Annotated in this window: 22 protein-coding genes and 1 pseudogene; 17 read left to right on the top strand and 6 right to left on the bottom strand. The window is 71.9% G+C overall.

All coding sequences use genetic code 11. From position 1 onward, the window contains the following. The first annotated feature begins 180 nt into the window (after nt 1–180). From HB370_RS01980 to HB370_RS01970, 3 genes are read left to right on the top strand one after another with little or no spacing between them, the layout of a single operon-like run. Nucleotides 181–1,434, top strand: a complete 1,254-nt coding sequence (locus HB370_RS01980; protein WP_030787412.1) for a lycopene cyclase family protein — start codon at nt 181–183, stop codon at nt 1,432–1,434. Then, nucleotides 1,431–2,159 carry a class I SAM-dependent methyltransferase gene (locus tag HB370_RS01975; protein WP_030787409.1) on the top strand — a complete coding sequence of 243 codons (729 nt, stop codon included), beginning with the start codon at nt 1,431–1,433 and terminating at the stop codon, nt 2,157–2,159. Before HB370_RS01980 ends, HB370_RS01975 begins: the two co-directional genes overlap by 4 nt. After that, entirely contained in the window at nt 2,156–3,739 is a 1,584-nt protein-coding gene (locus HB370_RS01970; protein ID WP_030787406.1) for an FAD-dependent oxidoreductase, read from the top strand. Before HB370_RS01975 ends, HB370_RS01970 begins: the two co-directional genes overlap by 4 nt. Before the next feature lie 71 nt (nt 3,740–3,810). Here HB370_RS01970 and HB370_RS01965 read toward each other — a convergent pair whose 3' ends face one another. After that, nucleotides 3,811–5,340 (bottom strand): SulP family inorganic anion transporter, encoded by a 1,530-nt coding sequence (locus HB370_RS01965; protein WP_106980731.1) that lies wholly within the window; start codon nt 5,338–5,340, stop codon nt 3,811–3,813. A 366-nt stretch (nt 5,341–5,706) separates the two neighbouring features. Here HB370_RS01965 and HB370_RS01960 point away from each other — a divergent pair, with 366 nt between their 5' ends. The 3 genes from HB370_RS01960 (at nt 5,707) to HB370_RS01950 (ending at nt 6,846) form a co-directional block, all read left to right on the top strand. Next, the gene (locus HB370_RS01960) at nt 5,707–6,120 is read left to right on the top strand and encodes a MerR family transcriptional regulator (protein WP_030787402.1); all 414 of its coding nucleotides are present in this window, start codon (nt 5,707–5,709) and stop codon (nt 6,118–6,120) included. A 156-nt stretch (nt 6,121–6,276) separates the two neighbouring features. After that, complete coding sequence (locus HB370_RS01955) at nt 6,277–6,507, top strand: DUF2945 domain-containing protein (RefSeq protein WP_030787400.1); 231 nt, start codon at nt 6,277–6,279, stop codon at nt 6,505–6,507. Nucleotides 6,508–6,513: 6 nt separating this feature from the next. Further along, on the top strand, nt 6,514–6,846 hold the full coding sequence (locus HB370_RS01950) for a DUF3140 domain-containing protein (RefSeq protein WP_030787398.1): 333 nt from the start codon (nt 6,514–6,516) through the stop codon (nt 6,844–6,846). 131 nt (nt 6,847–6,977) lie between these two features. On the opposite strand, the gene HB370_RS01945 is transcribed toward HB370_RS01950, so the two are convergent. Continuing rightward, nucleotides 6,978–7,721 carry a helix-turn-helix transcriptional regulator gene (locus HB370_RS01945; protein WP_030787396.1) on the bottom strand — a complete coding sequence of 248 codons (744 nt, stop codon included), beginning with the start codon at nt 7,719–7,721 and terminating at the stop codon, nt 6,978–6,980. Nucleotides 7,722–7,775: 54 nt separating this feature from the next. On the opposite strand from HB370_RS01945, the gene HB370_RS01940 reads away from it, so the two are divergent. From HB370_RS01940 to HB370_RS01905, 10 genes are all read left to right on the top strand, one after another. Continuing rightward, nucleotides 7,776–8,990, top strand: coding sequence for an MFS transporter (locus tag HB370_RS01940; RefSeq protein WP_030787393.1), 1,215 nt, complete (start codon nt 7,776–7,778; stop codon nt 8,988–8,990). A gap of 195 nt (nt 8,991–9,185) precedes the next feature. Then, nucleotides 9,186–9,977, top strand: a complete 792-nt coding sequence (locus HB370_RS01935; protein WP_244405352.1) for a hypothetical protein — start codon at nt 9,186–9,188, stop codon at nt 9,975–9,977. Nucleotides 9,978–10,504: 527 nt separating this feature from the next. After that, nucleotides 10,505–12,145 carry an alkaline phosphatase D family protein gene (locus HB370_RS01930; RefSeq protein WP_030787386.1) on the top strand — a complete coding sequence of 547 codons (1,641 nt, stop codon included), beginning with the start codon at nt 10,505–10,507 and terminating at the stop codon, nt 12,143–12,145. A gap of 466 nt (nt 12,146–12,611) precedes the next feature. Beyond that, nucleotides 12,612–13,874 (top strand): tetratricopeptide repeat protein, encoded by a 1,263-nt coding sequence (locus HB370_RS01925; RefSeq protein ID WP_030787383.1) that lies wholly within the window; start codon nt 12,612–12,614, stop codon nt 13,872–13,874. A 739-nt stretch (nt 13,875–14,613) separates the two neighbouring features. Next, nucleotides 14,614–15,708, top strand: coding sequence for a serine hydrolase (locus HB370_RS01920; RefSeq protein ID WP_030787380.1), 1,095 nt, complete (start codon nt 14,614–14,616; stop codon nt 15,706–15,708). 269 nt (nt 15,709–15,977) lie between these two features. Then, the gene (locus HB370_RS41635; RefSeq protein ID WP_342450988.1) at nt 15,978–16,337 is read left to right on the top strand and encodes a helix-turn-helix domain-containing protein; all 360 of its coding nucleotides are present in this window, start codon (nt 15,978–15,980) and stop codon (nt 16,335–16,337) included. 21 nt (nt 16,338–16,358) lie between these two features. Next, nucleotides 16,359–16,532 carry a hypothetical protein gene (locus HB370_RS42630; protein ID WP_342450989.1) on the top strand — a complete coding sequence of 58 codons (174 nt, stop codon included), beginning with the start codon at nt 16,359–16,361 and terminating at the stop codon, nt 16,530–16,532. Then, nucleotides 16,459–16,782 carry a transposase gene (locus tag HB370_RS01910; RefSeq protein WP_342450987.1) on the top strand — a complete coding sequence of 108 codons (324 nt, stop codon included), beginning with the start codon at nt 16,459–16,461 and terminating at the stop codon, nt 16,780–16,782. The genes HB370_RS42630 and HB370_RS01910 overlap by 74 nt, the downstream gene beginning before the upstream one ends. Next, nucleotides 16,710–16,865, top strand: coding sequence for a hypothetical protein (locus HB370_RS42625; RefSeq protein ID WP_342450986.1), 156 nt, complete (start codon nt 16,710–16,712; stop codon nt 16,863–16,865). The genes HB370_RS01910 and HB370_RS42625 overlap by 73 nt, the downstream gene beginning before the upstream one ends. A gap of 72 nt (nt 16,866–16,937) precedes the next feature. Then, nucleotides 16,938–17,477: a GNAT family protein gene (locus HB370_RS01905; protein WP_030787377.1), complete on the top strand. Its 540-nt coding sequence runs from the start codon at nt 16,938–16,940 to the stop codon at nt 17,475–17,477. A gap of 171 nt (nt 17,478–17,648) precedes the next feature. Here the strand turns inward: HB370_RS01905 and HB370_RS01900 are convergent, their stop codons facing one another. Continuing rightward, nucleotides 17,649–18,446, bottom strand: coding sequence for an SAM-dependent methyltransferase (locus HB370_RS01900; protein WP_030787372.1), 798 nt, complete (start codon nt 18,444–18,446; stop codon nt 17,649–17,651). A gap of 437 nt (nt 18,447–18,883) precedes the next feature. Between HB370_RS01900 and HB370_RS01895 the strand changes: the two genes are divergently transcribed. After that, nucleotides 18,884–19,348, top strand: a complete 465-nt coding sequence (locus HB370_RS01895) for a hypothetical protein (RefSeq protein WP_051815991.1) — start codon at nt 18,884–18,886, stop codon at nt 19,346–19,348. A gap of 125 nt (nt 19,349–19,473) precedes the next feature. Here HB370_RS01895 and HB370_RS41630 read toward each other — a convergent pair. The 3 genes and pseudogenes from HB370_RS41630 to HB370_RS01880 form a co-directional block, all read right to left on the bottom strand. Further along, nucleotides 19,474–19,724, bottom strand: a pseudogene (locus HB370_RS41630) (hypothetical protein); the annotation flags it as partial. A 128-nt stretch (nt 19,725–19,852) separates the two neighbouring features. After that, nucleotides 19,853–23,080: an MFS transporter gene (locus HB370_RS01885; protein ID WP_063766432.1), complete on the bottom strand. Its 3,228-nt coding sequence runs from the start codon at nt 23,078–23,080 to the stop codon at nt 19,853–19,855. After that, nucleotides 23,077–23,718 carry a 2OG-Fe(II) oxygenase gene (locus tag HB370_RS01880; protein ID WP_051815990.1) on the bottom strand — a complete coding sequence of 214 codons (642 nt, stop codon included), beginning with the start codon at nt 23,716–23,718 and terminating at the stop codon, nt 23,077–23,079. Before HB370_RS01880 ends, HB370_RS01885 begins: the two co-directional genes overlap by 4 nt. Nucleotide 23,719: the final 1 nt, after the last annotated feature.

Below are 23,719 nucleotides of genomic sequence, written 5' to 3'. Positions count from 1 at the left end.
CCTCAGCGTGCCGTGTCCGGCGCTCGGCCGCTCGCCGCCGAGGGGCGCCCTGCATCCGCCGGGGTACACAATCCGCGATACCGGGCGGGGGCGACGTGATCCCCGACGGCCGGTCCGGGCGCGCGTCGGGCGCCGCGACGATCCGCGACCGGAGGAAGGACACCGAGGAGAGGAGACGCCGTGCCGGACACGGACGTGGCCGTCGTGGGCGCGGGCGCCGCCGGGCTGTCGCTGGCCCACCGGCTCGCCGGGCACGTCCCCGGCCTGCGGACGCCGTCCGTGGTACTGGTCGACGCGCCGCCCGGCCCGCTCCGGCCGCCCCCGCGGACGTGGTGCTACTGGACGGCGGGAACGGGACGGTTCGACGCGGCGGTCCGGGCCGAGTGGCGGCGGCTGAGGGTGCGCCCGCGCACCGGCGCCCCGGTCGAGGGCGACATCGACCCGCTGCGGTACCGCATGATCCGCTCCGACGACTTCGAGCGCCTCGTCTCCCGGGACCTGGCCCGCAGCCCCAACGTGCGGCGCCTCGAAGCGACCGTCGACACGCTGGAGGACGTGCCCGGCGGCGCGTACGTCCATCTGAGGGACACCGACGGCCGGACGCGGATGCTCAGCGCCCGCTGGGTGTTCGACTCCCGCCCCCTGGGCAGCCTCCCGGCCGCCCGTACCACCCTGCTCCAGCACTTCCACGGCTGGTTCGTGCGCACCGCCCGGCCCGTCTTCGACCCGTCCGCCGTCGAGCTGATGGACTTCCGCACCCCGCAGCCCGCCCACGGCCTGTCCTTCGGCTACGTCCTGCCGACCGGGCCGTACGAGGCGCTCGTGGAATACACCGAGTTCTCCCGGCGCACCCTCGAACCGGACCGCTACGAGGCCGCCGTGCGGCACTACGCCGACGAGGTGCTACGGCTCGGCGAACGGCAGGTCCTGGCCACCGAGACCGGTGTCATCCCGATGACCGACGCGCCGTTCGCCCGGCAGACCGGGGCCTCGGTCTTCCGCATCGGCGCCGCCGGCGGAGCGACCCGCCCCGCCACCGGTTACACCTTCGCCGGACTGCAACGCCAGACCCGGGCCGTCGCCGCCGCCCTGCGCCGCGGCCGCCGACCCGTGCCGCCCGCCGCCCACCCGGCGCGTCACCGCGGCATGGACGCCGTCCTGCTGCGCGCCCTGGACAGCGGCCGGGCCGACGGCCCGGACCTGTTCGGCCGCCTCTTCACCCGCGTGCCCATGACACGACTGCTGCGCTTCCTCGACGGGGACACCCACCCGCACGAAGACCTGTCCATCGGCCTGCGCACCCCCGTCGGACCGATGCTGCGCTCCGCCCTGGAACTGCCCCGCCTGCCCCGCCGCCCCCACGACCTGCCCCCGGCACCGCGCCCGCCGGCGCATCGGGCCACCCCGCGCCTTCCCCCGACGGAGACCGCATGACAGTGCTGCGCGACGAGCGACTCGCCGCCGCCTTCGACCACGCCGCCCGCGGCTACGACACACTCGTGGCCGCCAACCCCGGCTACCACGCCCACCTGCGCCGCTCGGTGCGCCGGCTCGGCCTGCCCGACAGGGGCCAGGGCCTGCGCCTGCTCGACCTCGGCTGCGGCACCGGCGCCTCCACGGCCGCGCTGCGGTCCGTCCTGCCCGCCGCCCGCGTCACGGCCGTGGACGCCTCGGCCGGCATGCTCCGGCGGGCCGCGGCCAAACCGTGGGCGGACGGGGTGACCTTCGTGCACGCCCCCGCCGAGCGGCTGAGCGAGGCCGGGGTGTCCGGCCCGTTCGACGCGGTGTTCGCGGCCTATCTCCTCCGCAACGTCACCGACCCCGACGCCGTGCTCGCCACCGTGCGCGGACTGCTGCGCCCGGGCGGCCGGCTCGGCGTGCACGAGTACACCCTCAGCGGGCGGCGCGCGGACCGCGCGGTGTGGACCCTGGTGTGCCGGGGTGTCGTACAACCCGCCGCGACCGTGCTGGGGGACGGGCCGCTGTACCGGCACCTGTGGCGCAGCGTCGTGGACTTCGACACCGCCGGGCGGTTCGCGCGGCGGCTCGGCGCGGCCGGCTTCGACCAAGTCCGCGCCCTGCCGCTGCCGGGCTGGCAGACGGGCATCACCCACACCTTCGTAGCCCGCCGGGCGCACGCCCCGAAGGAGGACGGGTGAGGACCCCGGGCCGGCGCGCCGCGCGCCCGGGCCGCGACCGGCGGGCCCGCGTTCTGCCCGCCCGGCCCGGCACCCCCCGCGTGCAGGGCGCCCCGCCCTCGGTGGCGGTGGTCGGCGCGGGCATCGCGGGCCTGGCCGCCGCCACCGTCCTCGCCGAACGCGGGGTGAGCGTCACCCTGTACGAGAAGCGGGCCTGCCTCGGCGGACGGGTCGGCGGATGGCCGGTGGAACTGCGCGACGGCACCACGGTCACCATGAGCCGCGGCTTCCACGCGTTCTTCCGCCAGTACTACAACCTGCGCGGGCTGCTGCGCCGGACCGACCCCGGCCTGGAGCGGCTCACCGGCCTTCCGGACTACCCGCTGCGCCACGCCACCGGCCTGCGCGACAGTTTCCGGCACGTCCCGCGCACCCCGCCGCTCAGCGCGTTCGGCTTCGTCGCGCTCAGCCCCTCCTTCCGGCTCGCGGACCTGCGCGCGATGAACCCGCGGACCGCCCTGCCCCTGCTCGACGTGCGCGTGCCGGAGGTGTACGACCGTCTGGACGGCACCAGCGCCCACGCCCTCCTGGACGCCGTGGGCTTCCCCGAAAGCGCCCGCCACCTGGCCTTCGAGGTGTTCTCCCGCAGCTTCTTCGCCGATCCCCGGGAACTGTCGGCGGCCGAGATGGCGCTGATGTTCCACATCTACTTCCTGGGCTCCGCCGAGGGACTGCTGTTCGACGTGCCCCGCGCCCCCTTCCCGGCCGCGCTGTGGGATCCGCTCGCCCGCCACTTGGCCCGGCACCATGCCGAGGTGCGCACCGGAACAGCCGTCGAGCACATCGCGCCCACCCGGGACGGCGGCTTCGTGGCCGCCACCGGCCGCGACGAGCGCCGCTACGACGGGGTCGTCCTCGCCCTCGACACCGCCGGGCTGCGCTCACTGGCCGGCCGCTGCGCAGAGCTGGGCGACGCGGCCTGGCGCGAGCGGATCGGACGGCTGCGGACCGCCCCGCCGTTCCTGGTCAGCCGGCTGTGGCTGGACCGGCCCGTCGCACACGATCGGCCCGGCTTCCTCGGGACCAGCGGTTTCGGCACCCTGGACAACATCAGCGTGCTGGAACGGTACGAGGACGAGGCGGCCCGCTGGAGCGCGCGCACCGGGGGCTCCGTCATCGAACTGCACGCCTACGCCGTACCGCCCGGAGCCGCTCGGGACGTCGAAGAGAAGCGTCTGCTCGAACAATTGCGCCGCGTCTACCCGGAGACCGGCCCGGCGACGGTCCTCGACGCCCGCCACGAGTGGCACGAGGACTGCCCCCTGTTCCCGGTGGGCGGCTACGGCGACCGCCCCACAGTCCGCACCCCGCACCCCCGGCTGGTCGTGGCGGGCGACCTGGTCCGCACCGGCCTGCCCGTGGCCCTCATGGAACGGGCCGCCACGAGCGGCTTCCTCGCGGCCAACACCCTGCTGGAGCAGTGGGGTGTGCGGGGCCAGACACTGTGGACGGTGCCGGACCGGGGGCGCAGCGCACTCCTCAGGGCCCTGGCCGCGTGGGGGCGCCCACCCGCCGCCCGCGAACGAGCGGTGGAGACGTGAGTGACGGGAGAACGGCACAGGACCCCGAGCCAAGTGGCCGGGGTCCTGCGCGGTGGGCGTGGGGTGCGGGCTCAGTGGTTGGCGGTGAGCTTGCCGTGGAGGTCGGCGCTGGGATCGTTCAGACCGGTGATCTGGACGGTCTTGCCGCGCTGCTGGTACTTGGTCTCGATCGCGTCCAGGGCGGCGACGGAAGAGGCGTCCCAGATGTGTGCGGCCGAGAGGTCGATGACGACCTTCTCCGGGTCGCCCGCGTAGTCGAACCGGCCGACGAGGTCGTTGGAGGAGGCGAAGAACAGCTCGCCGGTGACCCGGTAGACGACCGTGTGGCCGTCGGGGTCGGTGACGGCGGTGACGTGGGCGAGGCGGGCGACCCGCTTGGCGAAGACGACCATGGCGGTGACCGAGCCGACGACGACGCCGATGGCGAGGTTGGAGGTGGCGACCACGACGATCACGGTGATGACCATGACGGCGATCTCCCCGGCCGGCATCCGCTTGAACGTCTTGGGGGCGATGGAGTGCCAGTCGAAGGTGCCGAAGGTGACCATGACCATGACGGCGACCAGGGCGGCCATGGGGATGTCGGAGACGACCGGGCCGAAGACGACGCACAGCACCATCAGGAAGACACCGGCGAGGAAGGTCGAGACGCGGGTGCGGGCGCCGGACACCTTCACGTTGATCATGGTCTGGCCGATCATGGCACAGCCGCCCATGCCGCCGAAGAAGCCGGTGACAATGTTGGCGATGCCCTGGCCGATGGACTCGCGGGTCTTGGAGGAGGGGGTGTCGGTGATGTCGTCGACGAGCTGCGCGGTCATCAGCGACTCCATCAGGCCGACCAGTGCCATGGCGAGGGCGTAGGGGGCGATGGTCGTCAGGGTGTCGAGGGTGAACGGCACGTCGGGCAGGCCCGGGACCGGCAGCGAGGACGGCAGTTCGCCCTTGTCGCCGACGGTCGGCACGGCGATCCCGGCCGCGACGGTGATCACGGTGAGGACGACGATGGACACCAGCGGCGCCGGGATCACCCGGGTGACCTTCGGGAAGAACACCATCAGCGCCAGGCCGCCGACGATCAGCGGGTAGACCGGCCAGGGGACGTCGCGCATCTCCGGCACCTGCGCCATGAAGATCATGATGGCGAGGGCGTTGACGAAGCCGGTCATCACCGAGCGGGGCACGAACCGCATCAGCTTGGCCACACCCGCCACGCCGAGGACGATCTGGAAGAGGCCGGCCAGGATGACGGTCGCGACCAGGTAGCCCAGGCCGTGTTCACGGTTCACGGGAGCGGTGACGAGCGCGACCGCGCCGGTGGCGGCGGAGATCATCGCCCGGCGTCCGCCGACGACGGAGATCGTCACGGCCATGGTGAACGAGGCGAACAGCCCGATCGCCGGGTCGACACCGGCGATGATCGAGAACGAGATCGCCTCAGGGATCAGGGCCAGGCCGACGACCAGACCGGCCAGGACCTCGGTGCGCCACACCTGGGGATTGCCCAGCCAGTCCGGCTTGAGGCCGCGCAGGCGCGCGGCGGGAGTCGCGATGGTGGAAGACAAGGAGATGTGTACCTGTCCGTGGTCGGGCACACCCATGGGCAGCCGGGGCGTGCGGGAAGGACGCGCGGGGCCGGGCCGACACTCCGCGGACGGCCCGCGGGACGGGCCGGAAGTCGTGGCAAACAGACGCGAGGCGGCGGCGCGCACGGGCGGCCGGGCAGCTCACATCGGGGGGCGAAGGGTCACGGCGGGCAGGCGGCGGCGATCGGCGGCATGGGCTCGCGCACGCTCTCTCCTGCGGGACTCGGTTCTTCGCCGGGGGCGCCATCGGCCCCGGAACGGCAACAGCGGGGCAGCGGGACCACCCTCACCGCCCATGACTCTACCCTAACGTTAGAGTAGAGATTGATGGGGTCGCGCGGAACGCGGCCTGCCACGACGGGAAGGGCCAGGGCCACGGGCGTGGACGGCAAGCACATGCAGATCGGCGAGGTCGCCGCGCGGACAGAGCTGTCCCTGCGCACCATCCGGCACTACGAGGAGACCGGCCTGGTCATTCCCTCCGCCCGCTCCCAGGGCGGGTTCCGCCTCTACACCGAGACCGACGTCGCCCGGCTCATGGTGATCCGCCGGATGAAGCCGCTCGGCTTCACCCTGGAGCAGATGCGCGACCTGCTGGACGCCACCGACCGCCTGGACAGCGGCGACGCTCTCGACGCCGACGAGCGCGAGGCCCTGCTGGAGCGCGTACGGACCTACGAGCGGGCCGCGGCCGAGCAGGTGGAGAAGCTGCGCGTCCAGCTGGCCCGTGCCGAGGACTTCGCCGCCGCCCTGGGCGCCCGCCTGGAGCAGAACACTCCGGCCGCCCGCGCCTGAAGCCGTGTCGGACCACTCCCGGCCGTCCAGCGCGAAGCCGTAGCCGACACCGCTCCGGACCACCTCCGGGGCACGGTGGACGCGCTCCCGCTGCGAGCAGGGCACGGTGGCCTCACGCTGGAGGAGCAGTCCCGCCGTCCGCGAAGGAGATGCTCGATGGCGAAGAACCGTGACGAGGGCAGCGAGTTCGAGAAGGGCGACAAGGTGGCCTGGAAGAGCCACGGCGGCCAGGCCGAGGGCGAGGTGGAGAAGAAGATCACGGAACGTACCGAGGCGGCCGGCCGTACGGTGGACGCGTCACCGGACGCACCGCAGTACCAGGTCCGCAGCGACAAGTCCGGCAGGCCCGCGGTCCACAAGCCGTCCGCGCTGAGGAAGAAGAAGTGAGGCGGCGTGGACGACGAGGAACGCCAGGAGGTCTGGGAGGGCTTCCGGAACCTGGTGAACATGACACCGGCCGAGCTGGGCACATGGCTGGAGTCGGAGGAGTCCCACGCCGCCGGGCAGCACAAAGGGGGAGGGGAGTCCACCGGGCACGCGTCCGGCCGGCGCATCACGCAGATCCTGCGGACAAGGAAGAGCGACCTCACGGACGACGACTATCTGCACATGCGCAAGGTGGTGGGCTACATCCGCCGCCATCTGGCCCAGCGGCCACCGGGAGACGTACGGGACACCCGCTGGCGGCACTCCCTGATGAACTGGGGCCATGACCCGCTGGCCTGACGCCTGACGCCTGACGGCGACGTGGGCTCGTGGCGCCCGCGACCCGGTGCCGGGCCCGGAGAACGCGTGCGGCCCGGCGCCGGACCCCGTCGGACAACTCGGCTCGTTGTGCGAGCCGCTGTCAGGACCCCTCAGCCCGTCGGGTGGGAGCCCGGGGTGTGGCCGAAGGTGCGGCGGAAGACATCGATGAAGGCGCTGGTGGACGACCACCCGCACTGGTGTGCCACCGCGGTCACCGGCATCCGCTCGGTCAGGAGGACCAGCGCGTGGTGGAGGCGAAGTTGTGTGCGCCACTGCGGAAAGGTCATGCCGAGATCACTGCGGAACAGCCGGGACAGGGTACGGTCGCTCGCGCCGACCTCGCGGCCGAGTTCGGCGAGCGTGCGGCCGTCGCCCGGCGCGGCTCGCAGGATGTCACACAGCGCACGCAGCAGGGGTGCGGTGGGGGTGGGCAGGTGCAGCGGCTGCTGGGGGGATGCCCGTAGCTGGTCGAGGAGCACGGCGCGCAGGCGGGCCCGTTCGGGGCTGCCGTCGTCCTCGGCGCGTGTGTGAGCGATGATCAGTTCGCGCAGCAGCGGGCTGACGGCCAGCACGGTCGGTGCGTCGAGACCGACCGGGTTCTCGCTGGCGGGCAGCCCTACCAGGTGCAGGTCGAGTTCGCCGTAGGCCCGGTGCGCGTGCACGGTGCCGGCGGGCACCCAGATGGCTCGCGTGCCCGGGGCGACCCAGGATCCCTCGCTGGTCGTGACGGCCAGTACACCGCGGCCCGCGTAGACGATCTGGTGGTCGTCGTGCCTGTGGGCACCGATCGAGCCGCCGGACGCCAGCGACTGGGTACGGGTCGGCGCTACGGGATCGTGGCGGACTTCCGTCATCATGTGGCAGTTTATCGGAAGCGCGACACGATGCCGGGCCCGGAACATGACGGGATGCGAAGGAACACATCGATCGTTCTGCTGTCCGTGGGGCACGCGTGTGTCGACATCTACCAAGGTGCCGTGGCGGCTCTGGTGCCGTTCTTCATCGCCGAGCGTGCCTACGCCTACTCGGTCGCCTCGGGCATCGTGCTGGCCGCCTCGCTGCTGTCCTCGGTGGCGCAGCCGGTGTTCGGCGCGCTCACCGACCGGTGGGCCATGCCCTGGCTGCTGCCGGTCAGCACGTTGCTCGGCGGTGTCGGCATCGCGCTGAGCGGCCTCAGCGGCTCTTACCCGCTCACCCTCGCATTCGTCGCGATATCGGGTCTCGGCGTGGCCGCCTACCACCCCGAATCCGCCCGCGTCGCCCGCATCGCCGGTCAGGGCAGCCACCGCGCCATGAGCTGGTTCTCCACGGGCGGCACGATCGGCTTCGCGCTGGCCCCGCCCATGGTCGCCGCCGTGATGGCCACCGGGGGACTGAGCCGGACACCCCTGCTGGTGGTGCCGGCCCTCGCCGGCGCCGCGATGTGCCTGCCCGTGGTGCGCGCCCTGCGGGGCGGGCAGGCCGCCGGATCCCGGATGACGGTGCCCGCCGGAAGCGACGACACCGCTTCCTTCGTGACGCTGTCACTGGCCGTGGCTTTCCGGTCGATCGCGTTCATCGGCCTGAGCACTTTCATCTCGCTGTACGCCCGCCAGCGCCTGGGCGGCGGCACGGCCGCGGGCACCGCGGCCCTGACCGTGCTCTACCTCGGCGGTGCGATCGGCTCGGTACTCGGCGGGTCCCTGGCCGCCCGCTGGGACCGGGTGACGGTCTCGCGCTGGTCGTACCTGATCACGGCAGCGGCCATCGCAGGCGTGGTGTGGGTGCCCGGCCCGGCCCTCTACCTGTTCGTGGCACTGACCTCGGGCGGCCTGTATGTGCCCTTCTCGTTGCAAGTCACGCTCGGCCAGGACTACTTGCCCTCCCGTGTCGGCACCGCCGGCGGGATCACCCTCGGCCTGGCCGTCAGCATCGGCGGCCTGGCCGGCCCCGCCATCGGCAGCCTCGCCGACGCCACCTCCCTGCACACCGCCCTGGCACCTCTCGTCCTGATGCCCGTGCTGAGCTGGCTGCTCCTGCGCACCCTCTCCGAACCGGATGTGCCACGGCCCCGGACCGAGACGCCTGCGAGGGAAGGCGCCGCCGATGCCGGCCTCGGCCCCACCCCTGCCGACTCCCGATGACCAGTCCCTGCGACGAGGCCGTCATCACCCCGTCAGATCGGCGCCGCACGCGCAGAGAGAAGAAGCCGCCGGTTTTCGCTGATGAACGTGCACGGACGCCTCCGCTGCGCATACCGTCGAAGGCGACTGACGGAACGGTTCGGAGCCGGGTACCGCACCCGGCTGACCGGCCCCACTACAAGGAGCGGCTGAGTCTTGGGACTTGACAGGAAGAAGGAACGTGGCGAGCGGGAAGAGAAGGCCCTGCCGCCCCGGACCTCAGCGCCCCAGAGCACCGAAGCGGCGCCCTTCTTGGGGAATCGCCAGGTCGGGCAGCCGTCCCTCATGGCCGTCCAGCGTACGGCGGGGAACGCTGTCGCCGCCGCGCGGGTGCAGCGGGTGACCGACGAGGAACGCGAAAAAGCCAACGCTCGGCGAGAGCGTTGGGCCAAGCGCGCCGACAAGCGCGGCGGTACCCAGCCGGCGGCGAGCTTCACCACGCACCAGACCCCGTTCGGGCCGTACAACGAACGCCCCGGGCGCGGAGGGGCTCCGTACATCAGCAGCAACAGGGAGCAGTATCCGGGAACCCAGGGCGACGACCGCTACGTCCGCGAGGGACAGAACCAGTTCGACGGCCTGATTCCCACACTCGACGCCGAGCATTTCGACATCCTGGTCGAGGCGCTGAAAGGGGGTCAGCTGAGCGAAGAGCAGATCGACCAGCTGAGCGACGAGCAGTGCCGGGCGGCGGCGATGCTCATCGGCATCGCCAAAGCCGAAGAGGTGCGGGAGCCGGGAGCGATCAAGCACATCCGCAGCGCGCTCCGCCGGCAGGCCAACCCGGAACACGAAGCACCGGAGTTCCTCAACGACTTCCCCCAGGCGCGTATCGGTGGGGCCCAGCACGAGAAGCGCGTCCGATCCGGCAAGACGCGGCGGGCCTCGCCCGAGGTCGAGACAATCCTGGATGCCTCGTCCTCGTCGGACGAGAGTATGTCCGACTGACGTCGAGTCGGCGGCCGCCCCCTTCCACCGGGACACGCGAGCCGAGCCGCGGACGCCCGAGGGCCGGTGCCCCGTCGGAGGCAAGACACCGGGGCAGGGGGACCGGCCCTTCGCGGCGGTGATGAGGTGGTACCCGAGGACGCTGCCGGTGCGGGCCGTGCGGGCCGTGCGGGCCGGTGTGGCCTGGTAGGTGGTCCCGGCCTGTGGCTCCGGCTCGCCGACCGAGACCGCCGGTGGACTGTCGTCGCCCACGGCCACGAGCCGACCGTGCCGCATGCCGACGCTGTCCGAGCGACCACTGCCGACCGCACCAGCCACGGGAGAAGAACGTCGGGAGGCGACCGTGAGCCCGGCGGCGGAGCCGGCACCGGGGCGACGGCGGCACGGGAGAGCGGGGTGGTCCGCGCGGTTCCGGAACACATGCTTCCGTCATATGAGCGTCATGAGCCTGCCAGGCTTCTGCCCCGTCGCCGTGGTCACGGCCCTGTCAACTGCCCCTGCACCGACCGCGACAGGGGAGAGACCGGATGACACCCGCAGCACACCCGTCCCAGCACGCCCCCGAACTGCGCGCCGCCGCCAGGCACCTCGGCCGGCGCCGCTTCCTCACCGTCACCGGCGCCGCCGCCGCGCTCGCCTTCGCCGTGAACCTGCCCGCCGCCGGTACGGCAGCCGCCGCCGAACTCGATGCCCGGAGAATCACCGACGACCCCTTCACACTGGGCGTGGCCTCCGGCGACCCGCTTCCGGGCTCCGTCCTGCTGTGGACCCGGCTGGCCCCGCAGCCGTACCAGCCCGACGGCGGACTGCCCGCGCAGCGCGTCACCGTGCACTGGGAACTGGCCCACGACGCGAACTTCCGCCGGATCGTCAGGCGCGGCACCGCGCCCGCCCACCCCGAGTTCAGCCACACCGTCCACGTCGAGGTGCCCCACCTGCCCGCGGACCGCGTGTTCTTCTACCGCTTCCGGGCCGGCACGTGGCTGAGCCCCACCGGCCGCACCCGCACCGCCCCGCTGCCCGGCACCCGCCCCACCGCGCTCACCCTGGGTGCCGTCTCCTGCCAGGCATACGCCGACGGCTACTACACCGCCTACCGCCACCTCGCCGAGGAAGACGTGGACGTCGTCTTCCACCTGGGCGACTACCTGTACGAGTACGCCGTCAACGCCACCGGGAACGACCGCAAGTACACCGACCGCACCCTGCCCTCCCACTACAACCGCGAGACGGTGACGCTGGAGGACTACCGGCTGCGCTACGCCCTGTTCAAGTCCGACCCGGACCTGATGGCCGCGCACGCCGCACACCCCTTCGTCGTCACCTGGGACGACCACGAGACGGAGAACAACTACGCCGACGACACCCCGGAGGACGGCGGCTCCTCCGAGGAGTTCCTGCTGCGCCGCGCCTCCGCCTACCGCGCCTACTGGGAGAACCAGCCGCTGCGCCGGCCCCAGCTGCCCACCGGCTCCGACATGCGGCTCTACCGCCGCCTGCACTGGGGGCGGCTCGCCCAGTTCGACGTCCTGGACACCCGTCAGTACCGCTCGGACCAGGCCTACGGCGACGGCTGGCAGTACCCCGGCCCGGAGTCCGAGGACCCGGCGCGCACGCTCACCGGCGCCACGCAGGAGCGCTGGCTGATCGACGGCTGGCATGCCTCGCGGGCGCTGTGGAACGTCGTACCGCAGCAGGTCACCTTCTCCCGGCGGTACAACACCACCGCCACACCCTCCAAGGTCTCCATGGACTCCTGGGACGGCTACCCGGCCTCCCGCGAGCGGGTCCTGGCGGGAGCCGAGGCCGCGGGCGTGGAGAACCTCATGGTCCTCACCGGTGACGTACACGTGCACTACGCGTTCGACATCAAGCGCGACTTCGACGACCCCGGCTCCCGGACCGTGGGCACGGAGATCGTCACCACGTCCATCACCAGCGGACGCGACGGAGCGGACCGGCCGGGCAACTGGGCCACCTACCTCGCGGCCAACCCGCACATGAAGTTCTACAACGGACGGCGCGGCTACGTGACCGTCACACTCGGCCGGCAAGCGGCCCGCGCCGACTTCAAGACCGTCCCGTACGTCACCAGGCCGGGCGCACCCGTCACGACCGCGGCGTCCTTCATCACGGAAGCCGGCACCCCAGGCCTCAAGCCGGCCTGACCTCCGACGCGGCAGCGGGGCACAGGGCCCCACCCGAGCCCCTGAGGGGAAGGCCCCCGGCCCTGCGGCCAACCTCCCGTCTGCCGCGCGACACCGGGAAGGGCGGGGAACCACTCACTGCCCTGCCGCTGGAACCCGGGCCGTACGCGGGCACCGGCGATGACTCCGCACAGCGATCACGCGGCCGTGCTCGGGCGGCCGGTGGTCCGAGGCCGTGCCGACGTAGGTGCCGGAGGTGTCGTAAGTCGAGGCAGGTCCGCGGCCGGTCACGCGACGGAGCCTGCGTTGCGGGCCGGCCCGGAACCGGAAAGGAAGCCGGGGTCGTGGCCGACGCGCCGGTACGGGGCGGCGGTCGGCGGGTACTCGTGCACCAGTTGGATCACCGCCACCCTGCTCGCCCTCTTTGCGTACGGGGTTCCTACACAGGCACCGGTCAGGTCGGCGGCGCAAGCTAGGGTTCGCGACCATGGACAGAGTCGACCTGGAGCACCGTCACCGCACGTACGACGGCTGGATACCGCCCACCGTCGCTGCACTCCTTCACGAGCATGGCCATCACGACATCCTGCGCCACGCGGCTGCCCACGGTGACTGGTTCTGCGCCCGCCGGCTCGCCGAGGCCGCTGCCGAGTCCGGCCCCGACGGACGGGCGGCGGCGCTGGCATTGCTGAAGCCGTTCGCGGCCACCGGCTGGTGGCCCGCCGTCGACACCGTCGCCGGGCTGTTCGCCGAGTGGGAATGGTATGACGAGGCCATCGTGCTGCTGCGTCCGCTCGCCGACACCGGGCACCGGTACGCCCAGCGTGATCTGGCACGGCTGTTGGCTCGGCAAGGGCGCTTCGACCAAGTCGTCGCCCTGCTCGGACCGCGGGCCGCGGACCCCCTGCTCGCACAGGAACTCGTGGAACTCGCCGCGGGCCAGGGCCACGACGCCGAAATTGCCGTATTGCTCCCCGGTATCCGGACGGGCCCGGACCCGTCCGAGCCCTGGAGTTCGGACGTCGTGGACACTGTCCCTGTGCATGCCAGGTTCCTGGAACTCCAAGGCCGTATCGATGAGGCAATCCACCTGCTGGGCAGGCACGTTTGTGTCGATGGTGTCGTGTACGCAGACCATGCCGAGCAGCTCGCGCGTCTCCTGGGCCGCCACGGACGTGAGGCCGAGCTGCGCGCGTTCCCGGCTGACGGATGCGAGGAGTACGCCCTGGCCGCCTTGGCCCGGTTGCTCGAAGAGCAGGACCGGATTCCGGAAGCGGTTGCCCTGCTCGGGAAGTCCGCCGGGGCCGGGAACCCCCATGCGGCCTTCGGGCTCGCTGAGCTTCTCGCCCGTCAGGGCCGCCACTGCGAGGCGGTGGAAGTGCTGCGCACGGCTGCGGAGACAGCCGGCGGCGACCGCGACTGGCTCATCCACCTGCTGTGCCGCATCCTGGCCGATGCCGGACAGACCGACGACGCGCTCACCTGGATCGACGACCACTTCGCCCGCCACGGTGGCGACCACCGGGAACAGGCGTTCATGAGGGCGGAGGTCATGAAGCTGAGCGGCCGTGCCGCGGACGCAGAAGCGGAGCCGGCCGAGTTCGCCGGATCCGACGAGGAACTCCTTCGTTGCGGAACGGTGGACAGCGCCATCGCACTCGCTGAACGCCTGGTGCGGCGCGGCCAGCCGCAGAAGGCCGTCGCTCACCTCCGCGATCGCCTGGACGAGGCAAGGGCAGTGCGCGGGTAGCACGTGCGAGGACTGACCTCTTACCCTCGGTCATGCTGGTTCGGAGCGGGGGTCAGGCCCCGGTCGGGCGCCAGGGCGGTCTCGAGCCCGGCTGGGCGCTCCTCCAGGGCCCGGGCCGGTTCGGCGGTGTGCCGGTAGCGCGTCCTCGTCGGGAGGCAACCTCGCGATCATCGGTTGGCGTTCTTGGGCCGCAGTACCCGAACCGGGATGTCGGTCCGTGCGACGCGGGCCACCACGTCCGCTGTGCCGCCGTGTCGGCGGGCGGGGTTCCCGTCCGACACGGCGACCGGTTCGTCGACCAGGCCGGCGGGGATCTCGGATGCGGTCTGATGGGTGCGCAGCGGCTCGGTCGTGCCGGTGTAGGGGAGTCCGCTGCGCGGTCCCGCGATTTCCCGGACGGGAGACGGCGGACTGCGACATACCGAGGGCTTCCCCCTGTGCCGCTTGCGTCATCTGCCGGGCCCTGCACGCCGGTTCCATGACACGTCCGCGCGCGGCGCCCACTGCGTCTTCCTTGGATGACAGCACGCTGCCGTCACCACCGAATATGAGACGAGGTCGAAGGGAGAGGGCGTCTCACACGGAACATATCGGGGTGACCCAGTTGAAGAGGAAGGTCGAGGTGCTGCTCGTCGGGTCGGCGTACGGTTGACGCGTGCGGTCGCCGGTACAAGGCTCTTCTTGATCGACGCATTCTGGGGTCGGGTGGATACGTAACCGGACAACCGTGGGGATTTGAATGGGCGTGGACCTGGAGGCCCTGGAGAAGGGTGCTGTCCTCGGCGATCCGTGGGAGGGCGTGGACGCGGCCGGTGTGGCGCGGGCTGCCCGCGAGCAGTCCGAGCGGCCCGTGCCCGGGGTGGAGGACATGGCGTCCTATCTGGCGGCGCAGGTGTCGGACGCCTCTCACCGGGAGGTCGTCGGCCCCTTGCTGAACGGGCAGGGTGCCAGCGGCGTCGTCGTCCGGCGCGGCGCGGTGATCGCGGCATGGGGGGACCCGACGCGGGAGGAGATGGCGTACAGCGCGACCAAGAGTGTGCTGTCGCTGGTGGCGGGGATCGCCTACGACGACGGGCTGTTACGACTGGACGAGCCGGTGTCCGCCTCCCTGGACCTGCCGCAGTTCGCGGACGCGCACGGGCGTGCGATCACCTGGCGCCATCTGCTGGAGCAGACCAGCCAGTGGGAGGGCGAGCTGTGGGGGAAGCCGACGTCGGTGGACGCGCAGAGCACCCGGGAGGGCACGGAGTCGGCGGGTGGTCCGCCGGGGGAGGGCTGGGCGTACAACGACGTCCGCGTGAACCTGACCGCGCTGGCTCTCACGGTGCTGCTGCGGCGCTCCCTGCCGGAGGCCCTGGGGGAGCGGGTCATGACGGCGATCGGTGCGTCGCCGTCATGGTCCTGGCACGGCTACACCGACTCCGTCGTGGACCTCGGCGGCACCCGCGTACCCGTGGTGTCCGGCGGCGCGCACTGGGGCGGTGGCCTGTGGATCAGCGCCCTCGACCTGGCCCGCATCGGCCATCTCTGTCTGCGCGGCGGGATGTGGGGTGACCGGCAGGTCGTCTCCCGCCGGTGGATCGGGGAGATGTGGACACCCTGCCGGGTCAAGCCCAACTACGGTCTGTCCTGGTGGCTGAACGACGACCGCACGGTCTGGCCCGCGGCCCCGCCGACCGGCCGCTGCGCCCGCGGCAACGGCGGCGGCCATCTGCTGTGGGTCGACCCGGACCGCGACCTGGTGGTCAGCTCCCGCTGGGGCGCGGAGGCCGAAACCCTTCTGGCCGCGGTGTCGCAGGCGGTGACGCCGGACGCACGGCCCTTCACCGAGTGAGGCCGGCCTCCCGGTACTCCTCGTCGCTCAAGGCGGCCCGGGCCGCGACCGCCGCCTCGGCATCGGCACCCACCCGGACGCGGAGCACACACCGACCGCGGTGCTCGGCGATCCCCCTGACGGTGCCGGCAACCTGGGCGGCTGTGGGGCGGCCCGCAGCCGTTCGGCGTGCGGGGCACCGGAGACACCAGCCTCTCCCGGTACTACTGAACTTGATCGGGTGATGTCGGGCCTGTTCGTCTGACGGTGGTCGTTTGCTTCCGGTAGTCGTGGGGTGTGAATACGCGCAGAGCGGCTGGCTGACCGACGCCGGGAGGGCTACGCGGGAGCGGATCCGGCTGGAGGCCGTGGAACGCGTCGGGCGCAGGGAGAAGAACGGGGAGATCGCGGCCGCGCTGCGGGTGAGCGAGCGGTCGGTGGAGCGGTGGCGCCGTGCCTGGCGCGAACGAGGAGATGTCGGGGTCCTGTCGAGGGGCTCGCCTGGCCGCCCGAGACTCGGTCCGGAGCAGATGGACAGGCTGGAGCGTCGGCTGGAGCGTGGACCACTCGCCCACCGCTGGGCAGACCAGCGATGGACGCCGGCACGGGTGGTCGTGGCGACAGCCCGCCCGGCGGACCATCGAGCGTGACGAGGAGGAGGCGGTGGAGCTGTGGAAGAAGGAGGTCTGGCCGCGGGTAAGAGCACCGCGGCGGCGTGCGGCGGCTGGATCGTCTTCGAGGACGAGGCCGGGCAGTCGATGACGCCACCGCGTGCCGGGACCTGGGGCCGGATCGGCTGCACGCCAGTGGTGCGGGTGCGGGGCCGGGGCTCGGGACGGGCGTGACTTCCGCGACCTGCTCATCCGGGCCCGTATCCGGCTTGGCGGCCCGATCGTGCTGGTGTGGGACAACGTCCGCATCCACCTGACCGCCCCACTGCGGGAGTTCATCGCAGCCAACGCCGACTGGCTCACTGTATTCCAGCTGCCCTCCTACGCGCCGGATCTCAACCCGCAGGGGGCGTGTGGTCGCTGGTCAAGCGCGACATTGGCAGCCTCGCCGCCGCCGACCTGGGCCAGATCACCCGGGCTGTGAAGCGCAGACTCAAGCAGATCCAGTACCGCCCGGACCTGGTCGACGGCTGTCTCACCGGCACCGGCCTGATCATGGACGGCTGACCGGCATTCAGTCGCTGCACGCCACCAAAAGGCCATGGCAGGGGCGCAGACCCCGTCGTAGGGTCAGTCGACATGGCCGGTAGTCATCACGACAAGCACGTCTTTCCCGAACTCACAACCGCCGTCTCCGGATTGACGTTGTGTGTACTCACTGCTGAGCGAGCCGATGAATATCACGCGCTCATCGACCGAAATCGCGCACACCTCACCCAGCACGGCGACTACCAGGCGCTGGCCGCATCGGACTACAAGACGGCACATGCCGAGCTGCTCAACGACCCCAGCCCGTCCCTCCGCTGCGGCGTCCTCCTTCACGGCGCCCTCGTCGGCCGCGTCGACCTTGTGGCCGTCAACCCACCCAAGTACGGCTTCGGATACTGGCTCGACCGCGAGGCAACGGGACATGGGTACGCCACTGCAGCCTGCCGTGCGCTGATCGAGTACGGAGCCACTGTATTGGGCGCCACCGACGTGTTCGCGGGCGTCACCCACGGAAATGGCAAGAGTGGCGCCGTGCTGACCCGGCTCGGCTTCAAGGTCGCCGAGGTCTTCGAGACCTACACCCGATACCACCTGGCCCTCGTCGCCTCACCCTGCACATATCCCGCGTAACGGTGCGATCGACCGAACCGGCTACCGTCAGGCGAACGGGCCCGACATCACCCAATCAACTTCAGTAGCTCAGGTGCCCCTGCGCATGTGGCTCCATTGTGAGCCGCCGGACCGCCTGATACCGCGTCGCCTTCTCAGGGAAGGCAGACGCGGGCTCCGGCCTGCTCGCGGTCATTTGATGCGCGCCACCCCGCCCCAGCCGGCGCGGTCGGTGAGGCGGCCGGTGTTCGCGTCGGGGCGCCAGCGAGGCCAGCTCGTGAAGCCGGGCTCGATGAGTTCCGTGCCTTCGAAGAGTTCCACGGCCACCGACGGCTCACGGAGAATGTACGGGATCGCCCCGGACCGGTTGTATTCATCCTGCACCACTTGGTGCTCCGGGTCGGAGGCGGTCGAGTGGCTCAGAGAGAGATAACTTCCCGAAGGGAGCCGGTCCACCAGCCTGCGCACGAGCCCGCGCGCTTCGTTCCAGTCCACGATGTGGCCCAGAACATCGTTGATGACCAGAGCGATCGGCTTTTTCATGTCCAGCGTTCCGGCAGCGCCGTCCATGACGGTGTCAGTATCACGCATGTCGCTCTGCACATAGGCGGTAGCACCCTCGGGAGTGCTGGTGAGCAGCGCATGGACGTGGAGCAGCACGATGGGGTCGTGATCTACGTAAACCACTCGGGAGTCGCGCGCGATGCGCTGGGCGACTTCGTGGGTGTTGTCGCGCGTGGGTAACCCGGCCCCGAGATCGATGAACTGACGAATACCGGCGTCCCGGGTCAGGAATGTGATGGTGCGCCGCAAAAAATCCCGTGATTCACCTGCGAACGGCACGATATTGGGGTATTTGCTGCTGTAGGCATCGCCGGCCGCCTGGTCTGCCGGGTAGTGGTCTTTCCCGCCCAGCCAGTAATTCCAGACGCGAGCGCTGTGAGGAACGGACGTGTCGATCCGGGGAGACGGACGAGTGGGTTCGGTCATGGCAGTGCTTCCTTCGACTCATCAGGGTGCGGGGCGATGATGCAGGCGTGGTCGAGGAGCACGTGATACGCCGTCAACACATGGGAGATGCTTGGCACTTCGGCGGTTCCGGGCAGCCGTACTTCACGAACCACGTGGTCAGGTATCTCCGGCACATCGACCCAGTACAGGGTAACCGTTGACCTGCCGGACATGACATGTACAGGGAAATTCAGGGGGTGGATCCGCAGAGTGACATCGGGGCACTCTGCGGCCGCCGTCAGCGCCTGCCTCTGAGGGCATTCAGGCAGTTTGTTCGTGGGGTCGTGCTCGCGGGCCTCGTGGCCGGCGTTCTACCGGCAGCTCGGGGACATTGCCCGGGCCGTGCATGATGTGCGCGGACCGCGTTTCGGGCCAGTGGCCTGGCCGGGCCGGGCTACGCGACGTGGAGTGAGGCGTTGATAGCGTCGCTGGAGGAGATCGCCGCCGACCTGGACGGTGCCGGTCTGGACTCCGCCGACGTACGCCAGGTTGCCGCGGTGGCCGGCCGCGAGCGGGCCGTGCTGGATGAGGTCACCGAGCCGAGGCCGCTGCCCGGGGACCTGTGGACCGTCGACTGCCTGCTGGACCTGGCTGGCGCCGAGCCGGTGATCACCGGGGTGCTGGACTTCGACCGGGCGTGGTTCGGGGCACCGGACGCTGACTGGACGATCCGGATGGCCACGGCCAGGAACGACGAACGCACCGCGTTCCGGGAGACCTACGGCACCCCGGACCGCTCGCCGGCCGCGCGGTGGCGATCGCGGATCTACGAGGCCCGGCACCTGGGCGCGCTGCGCCTGGAGCGGCTCAGGCCGGGCAAGGCCGACGCGGTCGCCGAGAGCTACCAGGCGATGGCCGCCGTACTCGCCGACCTGACCTGACCCGGCCCGCCCGCTCTCCCTGGCGAAGACGGCGAAGGCCGCGTCCCGCATCGACTCCCGTTCGGTATTCACCGTAGTCAACGGAACTCAGCCCGCTGGTGCCGTCATCGGCTGGCACCTTCGGGCTACAGGACTCGCATCGGGACGCCGGTCCGTTCGGCGAAGGCGACTACGTCGGCGGTACCTCCGTATCCCCGGACCGGTTTCCCGTCCCATACCGCGACCAGTGCGTCGACCAGGCCGACGAGGAGCTCGGATCCGTCCTGGTGGCTTCGGAGGTCGACTCGGTCATGCCTGTGTGGTGGATATCGGCTGCGCGGTCGATGAGCTGGTCGTAGACGGGGCGGTGCCAGTCGGGCAGGCCCTGGCGGTACTCGATACGGCCGGGACGCGGTTCCTGGACCCATGAGGCTGGGACGCGCCCGCCCGGACGGGCGGTGGTGGCGAGCGCGCCCAGAGCCTCCTTGCTCCAGCAGGACCTCGTCGCGGTCGAGGCCCAGGACGTCAGGCCGGGTCCACACCGGCCCCCGCCGGGGGCTTCGGCCGGACGTCGGGCGCCGTCGTGTGCCGGATGTCGGCGCCCAGCTTCACCAGGTCCTCGACCAGGTCGCGGTAACCGCGGGCCAGGTGGTGGTGGTTGCGCAGCGTGGTCCGGCCCGGTACCGCGAGCGCGGCGAGCAGCAGGACCGCGGCGGCGCGCAGGTCGGTGGCGCGGAGGTCGGTGCCGGGCCGGTGCGGCGGGCAGGGGCCGTCGACGCGCAGGACCGTGTCGTCGACCGCCGTCCGCATGCCGAGCGCCTCCAGCTCCGGGGCGAAGCCGAAACGGTGCTCCCAGACGGCCTCCCTGATGTAGGTGGGGCCTTCGGCGTACGCCCCGAGCAGGGCCAGGAAGGGCTGGCTGTCGCTGAACACGCCGCGTGACATGGCGGTGAACTCCACGGGCCGCAACGGCTTCGTCAGCGGGTGCGCGGTCACCTCGTCGGCGCCGACGTCGACCCGCACCCCCATGCGGTCCAGCAGGTCGAACTCGGGCGCGAGCGCGTGGACCGCGCGGTCGATGCCCGGCCCGGTGATCCGCAGCGGCTCGTCCGCCAGCAGCACACCGGCGCAGATCCAGGTGACCACCTCGATCAGGTCGGGGATCAGTGTCACGTCGACGGGCCGGTGCAGCGACTCGGGGCCGCGCCCGTGGATGACCCACGTCTCGGGCCCGGCGAACTCGATGTCGGCGCCCAGGTCGCGCAGCACGGTGACCATGTCGGTCACGTCGGGCTTGAGGTACGGGTGCTGCAGCGTGGTCGTGCCGTGCGTGACCGCGCCCATCAGCAGCGCGGTCTTGACCGCCCCGCTGTAGCAGGGCCCGCTCATGAGCGCCTTGTTGCGCGTGTAGTCGAGCATGTCGATGGTGCAGGGCGTGAGCCGCTGCGCCGTGAGGTCCACGGAGCCGTCCGCCGTGAGCCGGGTGGTGACGCCGAACCGCCCCATCACGTCCAGCAGGTGCTCGACGGGCCTGCCGCGCGGGCCTTCGCCGATCGGGCAGCCGCCGCTCGCGGACAGCCGGGCCACGCCGTTGCGGGAGACGAGGGCGGGCAGCAGGTAGAGCGAACCGTGGATGCGGCCGACGAGATCGGCCGGCAGCTCCGCGCGGTCCCAGGCGGACGCGTCGACGGTGAACGTCTCGTCCGCCCCGTCGTAGTGCGCGTGCGCGCCCGCGGCGCGGAAGATCTCGCCCAGCACCGCGGTCTCGACGATGTCCGGGCAGTTCTCGATGCGCACCGGCGCGCTCGCGGTGGCCGCGGCGGCCACGGTGGTGACCAAGGAGTGCTTGAACCCGGAGGTGCGGACGGCCCCGGAGAGCCGGTTCCCGCCGTGGATCTCCAGCAGCGGCTCACCAGGGGGAACGGGTTCTCGCCAACGGTCCTGCACGGTGGTACCTCCTGAGCTGAGTGGTGAGGGGTCGGGCGAAAGGGTTCGGTGCGGAATCGAGCGCAGCCACTGCCGCGCCTGCCTCGCACTGGTCAGGTGGACGACGGTGAGGCCGGGGTGCAGGCCGAGGAAAGCGGCCGTCTCGGCCCGCCGGGTGGCGTGCTGGGACCAGGCCCAGCGCAGCGGGTGGCGCGGGTTGCGCAGCATCGACCGCCAGGTCTCGCGGTTGCCGTGCCACAGTTCCCGGCCCGTGGCGGCCCGGACCACCGAACGCAGCAGCACGCGGCGCATGACGGTCCGGCGGGGCAGGTCGAGCCAGACGAACGTGTCGGCGCGCTCGCCGAGCAGGTCGCCGACGACCCAGTGGTACTGGGCGTCGCAGATCCACGCCGGTGCCCGCGTGGCGCGCTCCACGTCGTCCGCGAACTCCGTCCGATGGGTCCAGCCGGGACCGTGGTAGAGCGCGTCCATCTCGATGTGCCTGATGTCCAGCGCCCCGGCCAGGGCGGCGGCCAGCGTCGTCTTGCCCGCGCCGGAGATCCCGCCGACGACGATCCGCCGCAGCGGCGCGGCCGCGGGCGCCGCCACCGGCCGGGTGGGCCGCGTGAGAAACCCGACCGACAGGGCCGTCCCCGCGCAGACGGCGGCCAGGCCGAGCCACAGCACGGTGTTCCCGTGGGCCAGCAGCGCCGTCCCGGCCGCCGGGGCGACGGCGCCCGCGATCCCGAAGGACGTCTGGAAAGTCGCGTTGTAGCGGCCCTCCAGGCCGGGCGGCGCGGCGGCGTTCGCCGTCGTCGTGACGACCGGGGCGAACAGCGCGTCGCCGAGCGTGCCGATCAGCGCCGCGCCCAGGACCACCGCGGTGGTCACCGGACCCGCCCAGCCGGACGACGCCATGACGAGGACCGACAGGGTGAAGAAGCCGGCCGCCAGGCGCAGCGCCCGCGGGGCGGAGACACGCCGCGCGTAGGCGACCGCGGGCCGCCGGGCCACGGCCATCGCCCCGCAGGCGACGCCGATCACCACCCCCGGCACCCACGACGGCTGCCTCAGCACCACGACGGCGACCACCGGGAGCATCGTCGTCAGGCAGTCGGAGACGAACGCCAGCAACAGCGTCAGCAGGCACAGCCGCAGGAAGTCGGGGGCGTCGCGCAGGTCGCGCCACCGCCACGCCCGCCCGTCGGCCGAGGGCTCGGCCGCGGGGGAGGGCCGCAGGTGCCGACGTACCGTGAGTACCAGGCCCATGGCCGCCGCGTAGGTGAGGCCGTTGGCGTACGCGACCAGGTGCAGTCCCGTAGCGCTGTCGATCAGCAGGCCCCCGGCGGTCGCGCCGATCGCACCGCCCGCCGCCCATCCGCTGACCTTCAGCACGCTCGCCGTGCTCAGCACGCCCATCAGCTCCCCGGCCGGGACCAGCCGGGCCAGCAGAGGGGTGCTGGCCGTCCAGAACAGCCGGTCCGCGGCGCCTGCGACGACGGCGAGCGCGCCGACCTGCCACGTGGCGGAGACGAAGGGGAACAGCGCGAACACCCCGGTGCGCACGGCGTAGCTCAGGGCTGCCCCGTTCGCCGGACCCCACCGGTCCACCAGCAGGCCGTTCACCGGCCCCGCGAGCAGGCCGAGGAGCCCGCCGACCGTCAGCGCCGCACCGACGTGCGCCAGGGGGAGGTGCTGGCCCCGGGTGAAGAAGATCAGCGCGACCGGCGCCCACAGGCCGTTGCCCACGCAGTCGACGGTCAGCGCCACGAGGTAGGTGCGCTTCCCGGGCGTCTCCCGCCCCCGGCCGGTCAGGAACGGGATCACGGGCGGACGAAGTGCACGAGCAGTGCCCGCCGGTCCACGGGGCAGGTGTCGGCGACCGGCGGCACGCCGTGCCAGGACCGGTCCGAGCGGACGAGCACGACGGACGTCCCGGTGGTCGGCGCCACTCGCTTCGCGCAGTCGGCCATGTCGGCGCTGCGCAGCAGCCGCAGGTCACCGCTCCACTGCGGGTCCCACCCGTCGTTGAAGTAGAAAAGGTGGGTCACCGCCTTGTCCGGGCGGTCGGTGTGCGGCTCGATCCAGCAGCCCCGCGCGTAGCGGGTCATACGGGCCTCGACCAGACACCCCTCCAGGTCCACGCCGGTGAGCGCGGACAGCGCCTCTCGGTAGGGCCGGGAGACGACGTCCGCGACGAGCTGCTGCCAGTTCGCGGGGAGCGTGCGCACCTGGTCCTCGTCGACCGCGCCGGCGGTGACGAGGCTGCGGTTGAACATCCGGTACTGCTTGTCGGACCGGTTCAGGTCGGTGCGCTCGGACTCCTCGAAGCCGTCGTCGCTGAACTCGCCGCGCAGCTTCTCGGCGACGGCGTCCGTGACGAACGAGCGAGGGATCACCACGTGGCCGAACGGGTCCTGTTCCAGCTCGGCCCGGCTGATGGTCTCGATGTCGACTAGGGACACG

Source organism: Streptomyces sp. DSM 40868 (assembly GCF_011820545.1).
Classification (GTDB): Bacteria; Actinomycetota; Actinomycetes; order Streptomycetales; family Streptomycetaceae; genus Streptomyces; species Streptomyces eurythermus.
The sequence above is the reverse complement of the archived record's forward strand: the minus strand, read 5'-3'. Positions and strand labels throughout refer to the sequence as shown.

Coding starts and splice junctions, on each gene's coding strand:
- HB370_RS01975 (WP_030787409.1), top strand. CDS start 1,431: ATGACAGTGCTGCGCGACGAGCGACTCGCCGCCGCCTTCGACCACGCC.
- HB370_RS01965 (WP_106980731.1), bottom strand. CDS start 5,340: ATGGGTGTGCCCGACCACGGACAGGTACACATCTCCTTGTCTTCCACC.
- HB370_RS01955 (WP_030787400.1), top strand. CDS start 6,277: ATGGCGAAGAACCGTGACGAGGGCAGCGAGTTCGAGAAGGGCGACAAG.
- HB370_RS01945 (WP_030787396.1), bottom strand. CDS start 7,721: ATGACGGAAGTCCGCCACGATCCCGTAGCGCCGACCCGTACCCAGTCG.
- HB370_RS01940 (WP_030787393.1), top strand. CDS start 7,776: ATGCGAAGGAACACATCGATCGTTCTGCTGTCCGTGGGGCACGCGTGT.
- HB370_RS01930 (WP_030787386.1), top strand. CDS start 10,505: ATGACACCCGCAGCACACCCGTCCCAGCACGCCCCCGAACTGCGCGCC.
- HB370_RS01925 (WP_030787383.1), top strand. CDS start 12,612: ATGGACAGAGTCGACCTGGAGCACCGTCACCGCACGTACGACGGCTGG.
- HB370_RS01920 (WP_030787380.1), top strand. CDS start 14,614: ATGGGCGTGGACCTGGAGGCCCTGGAGAAGGGTGCTGTCCTCGGCGAT.
- HB370_RS01905 (WP_030787377.1), top strand. CDS start 16,938: ATGGCCGGTAGTCATCACGACAAGCACGTCTTTCCCGAACTCACAACC.
- HB370_RS01900 (WP_030787372.1), bottom strand. CDS start 18,446: ATGACCGAACCCACTCGTCCGTCTCCCCGGATCGACACGTCCGTTCCT.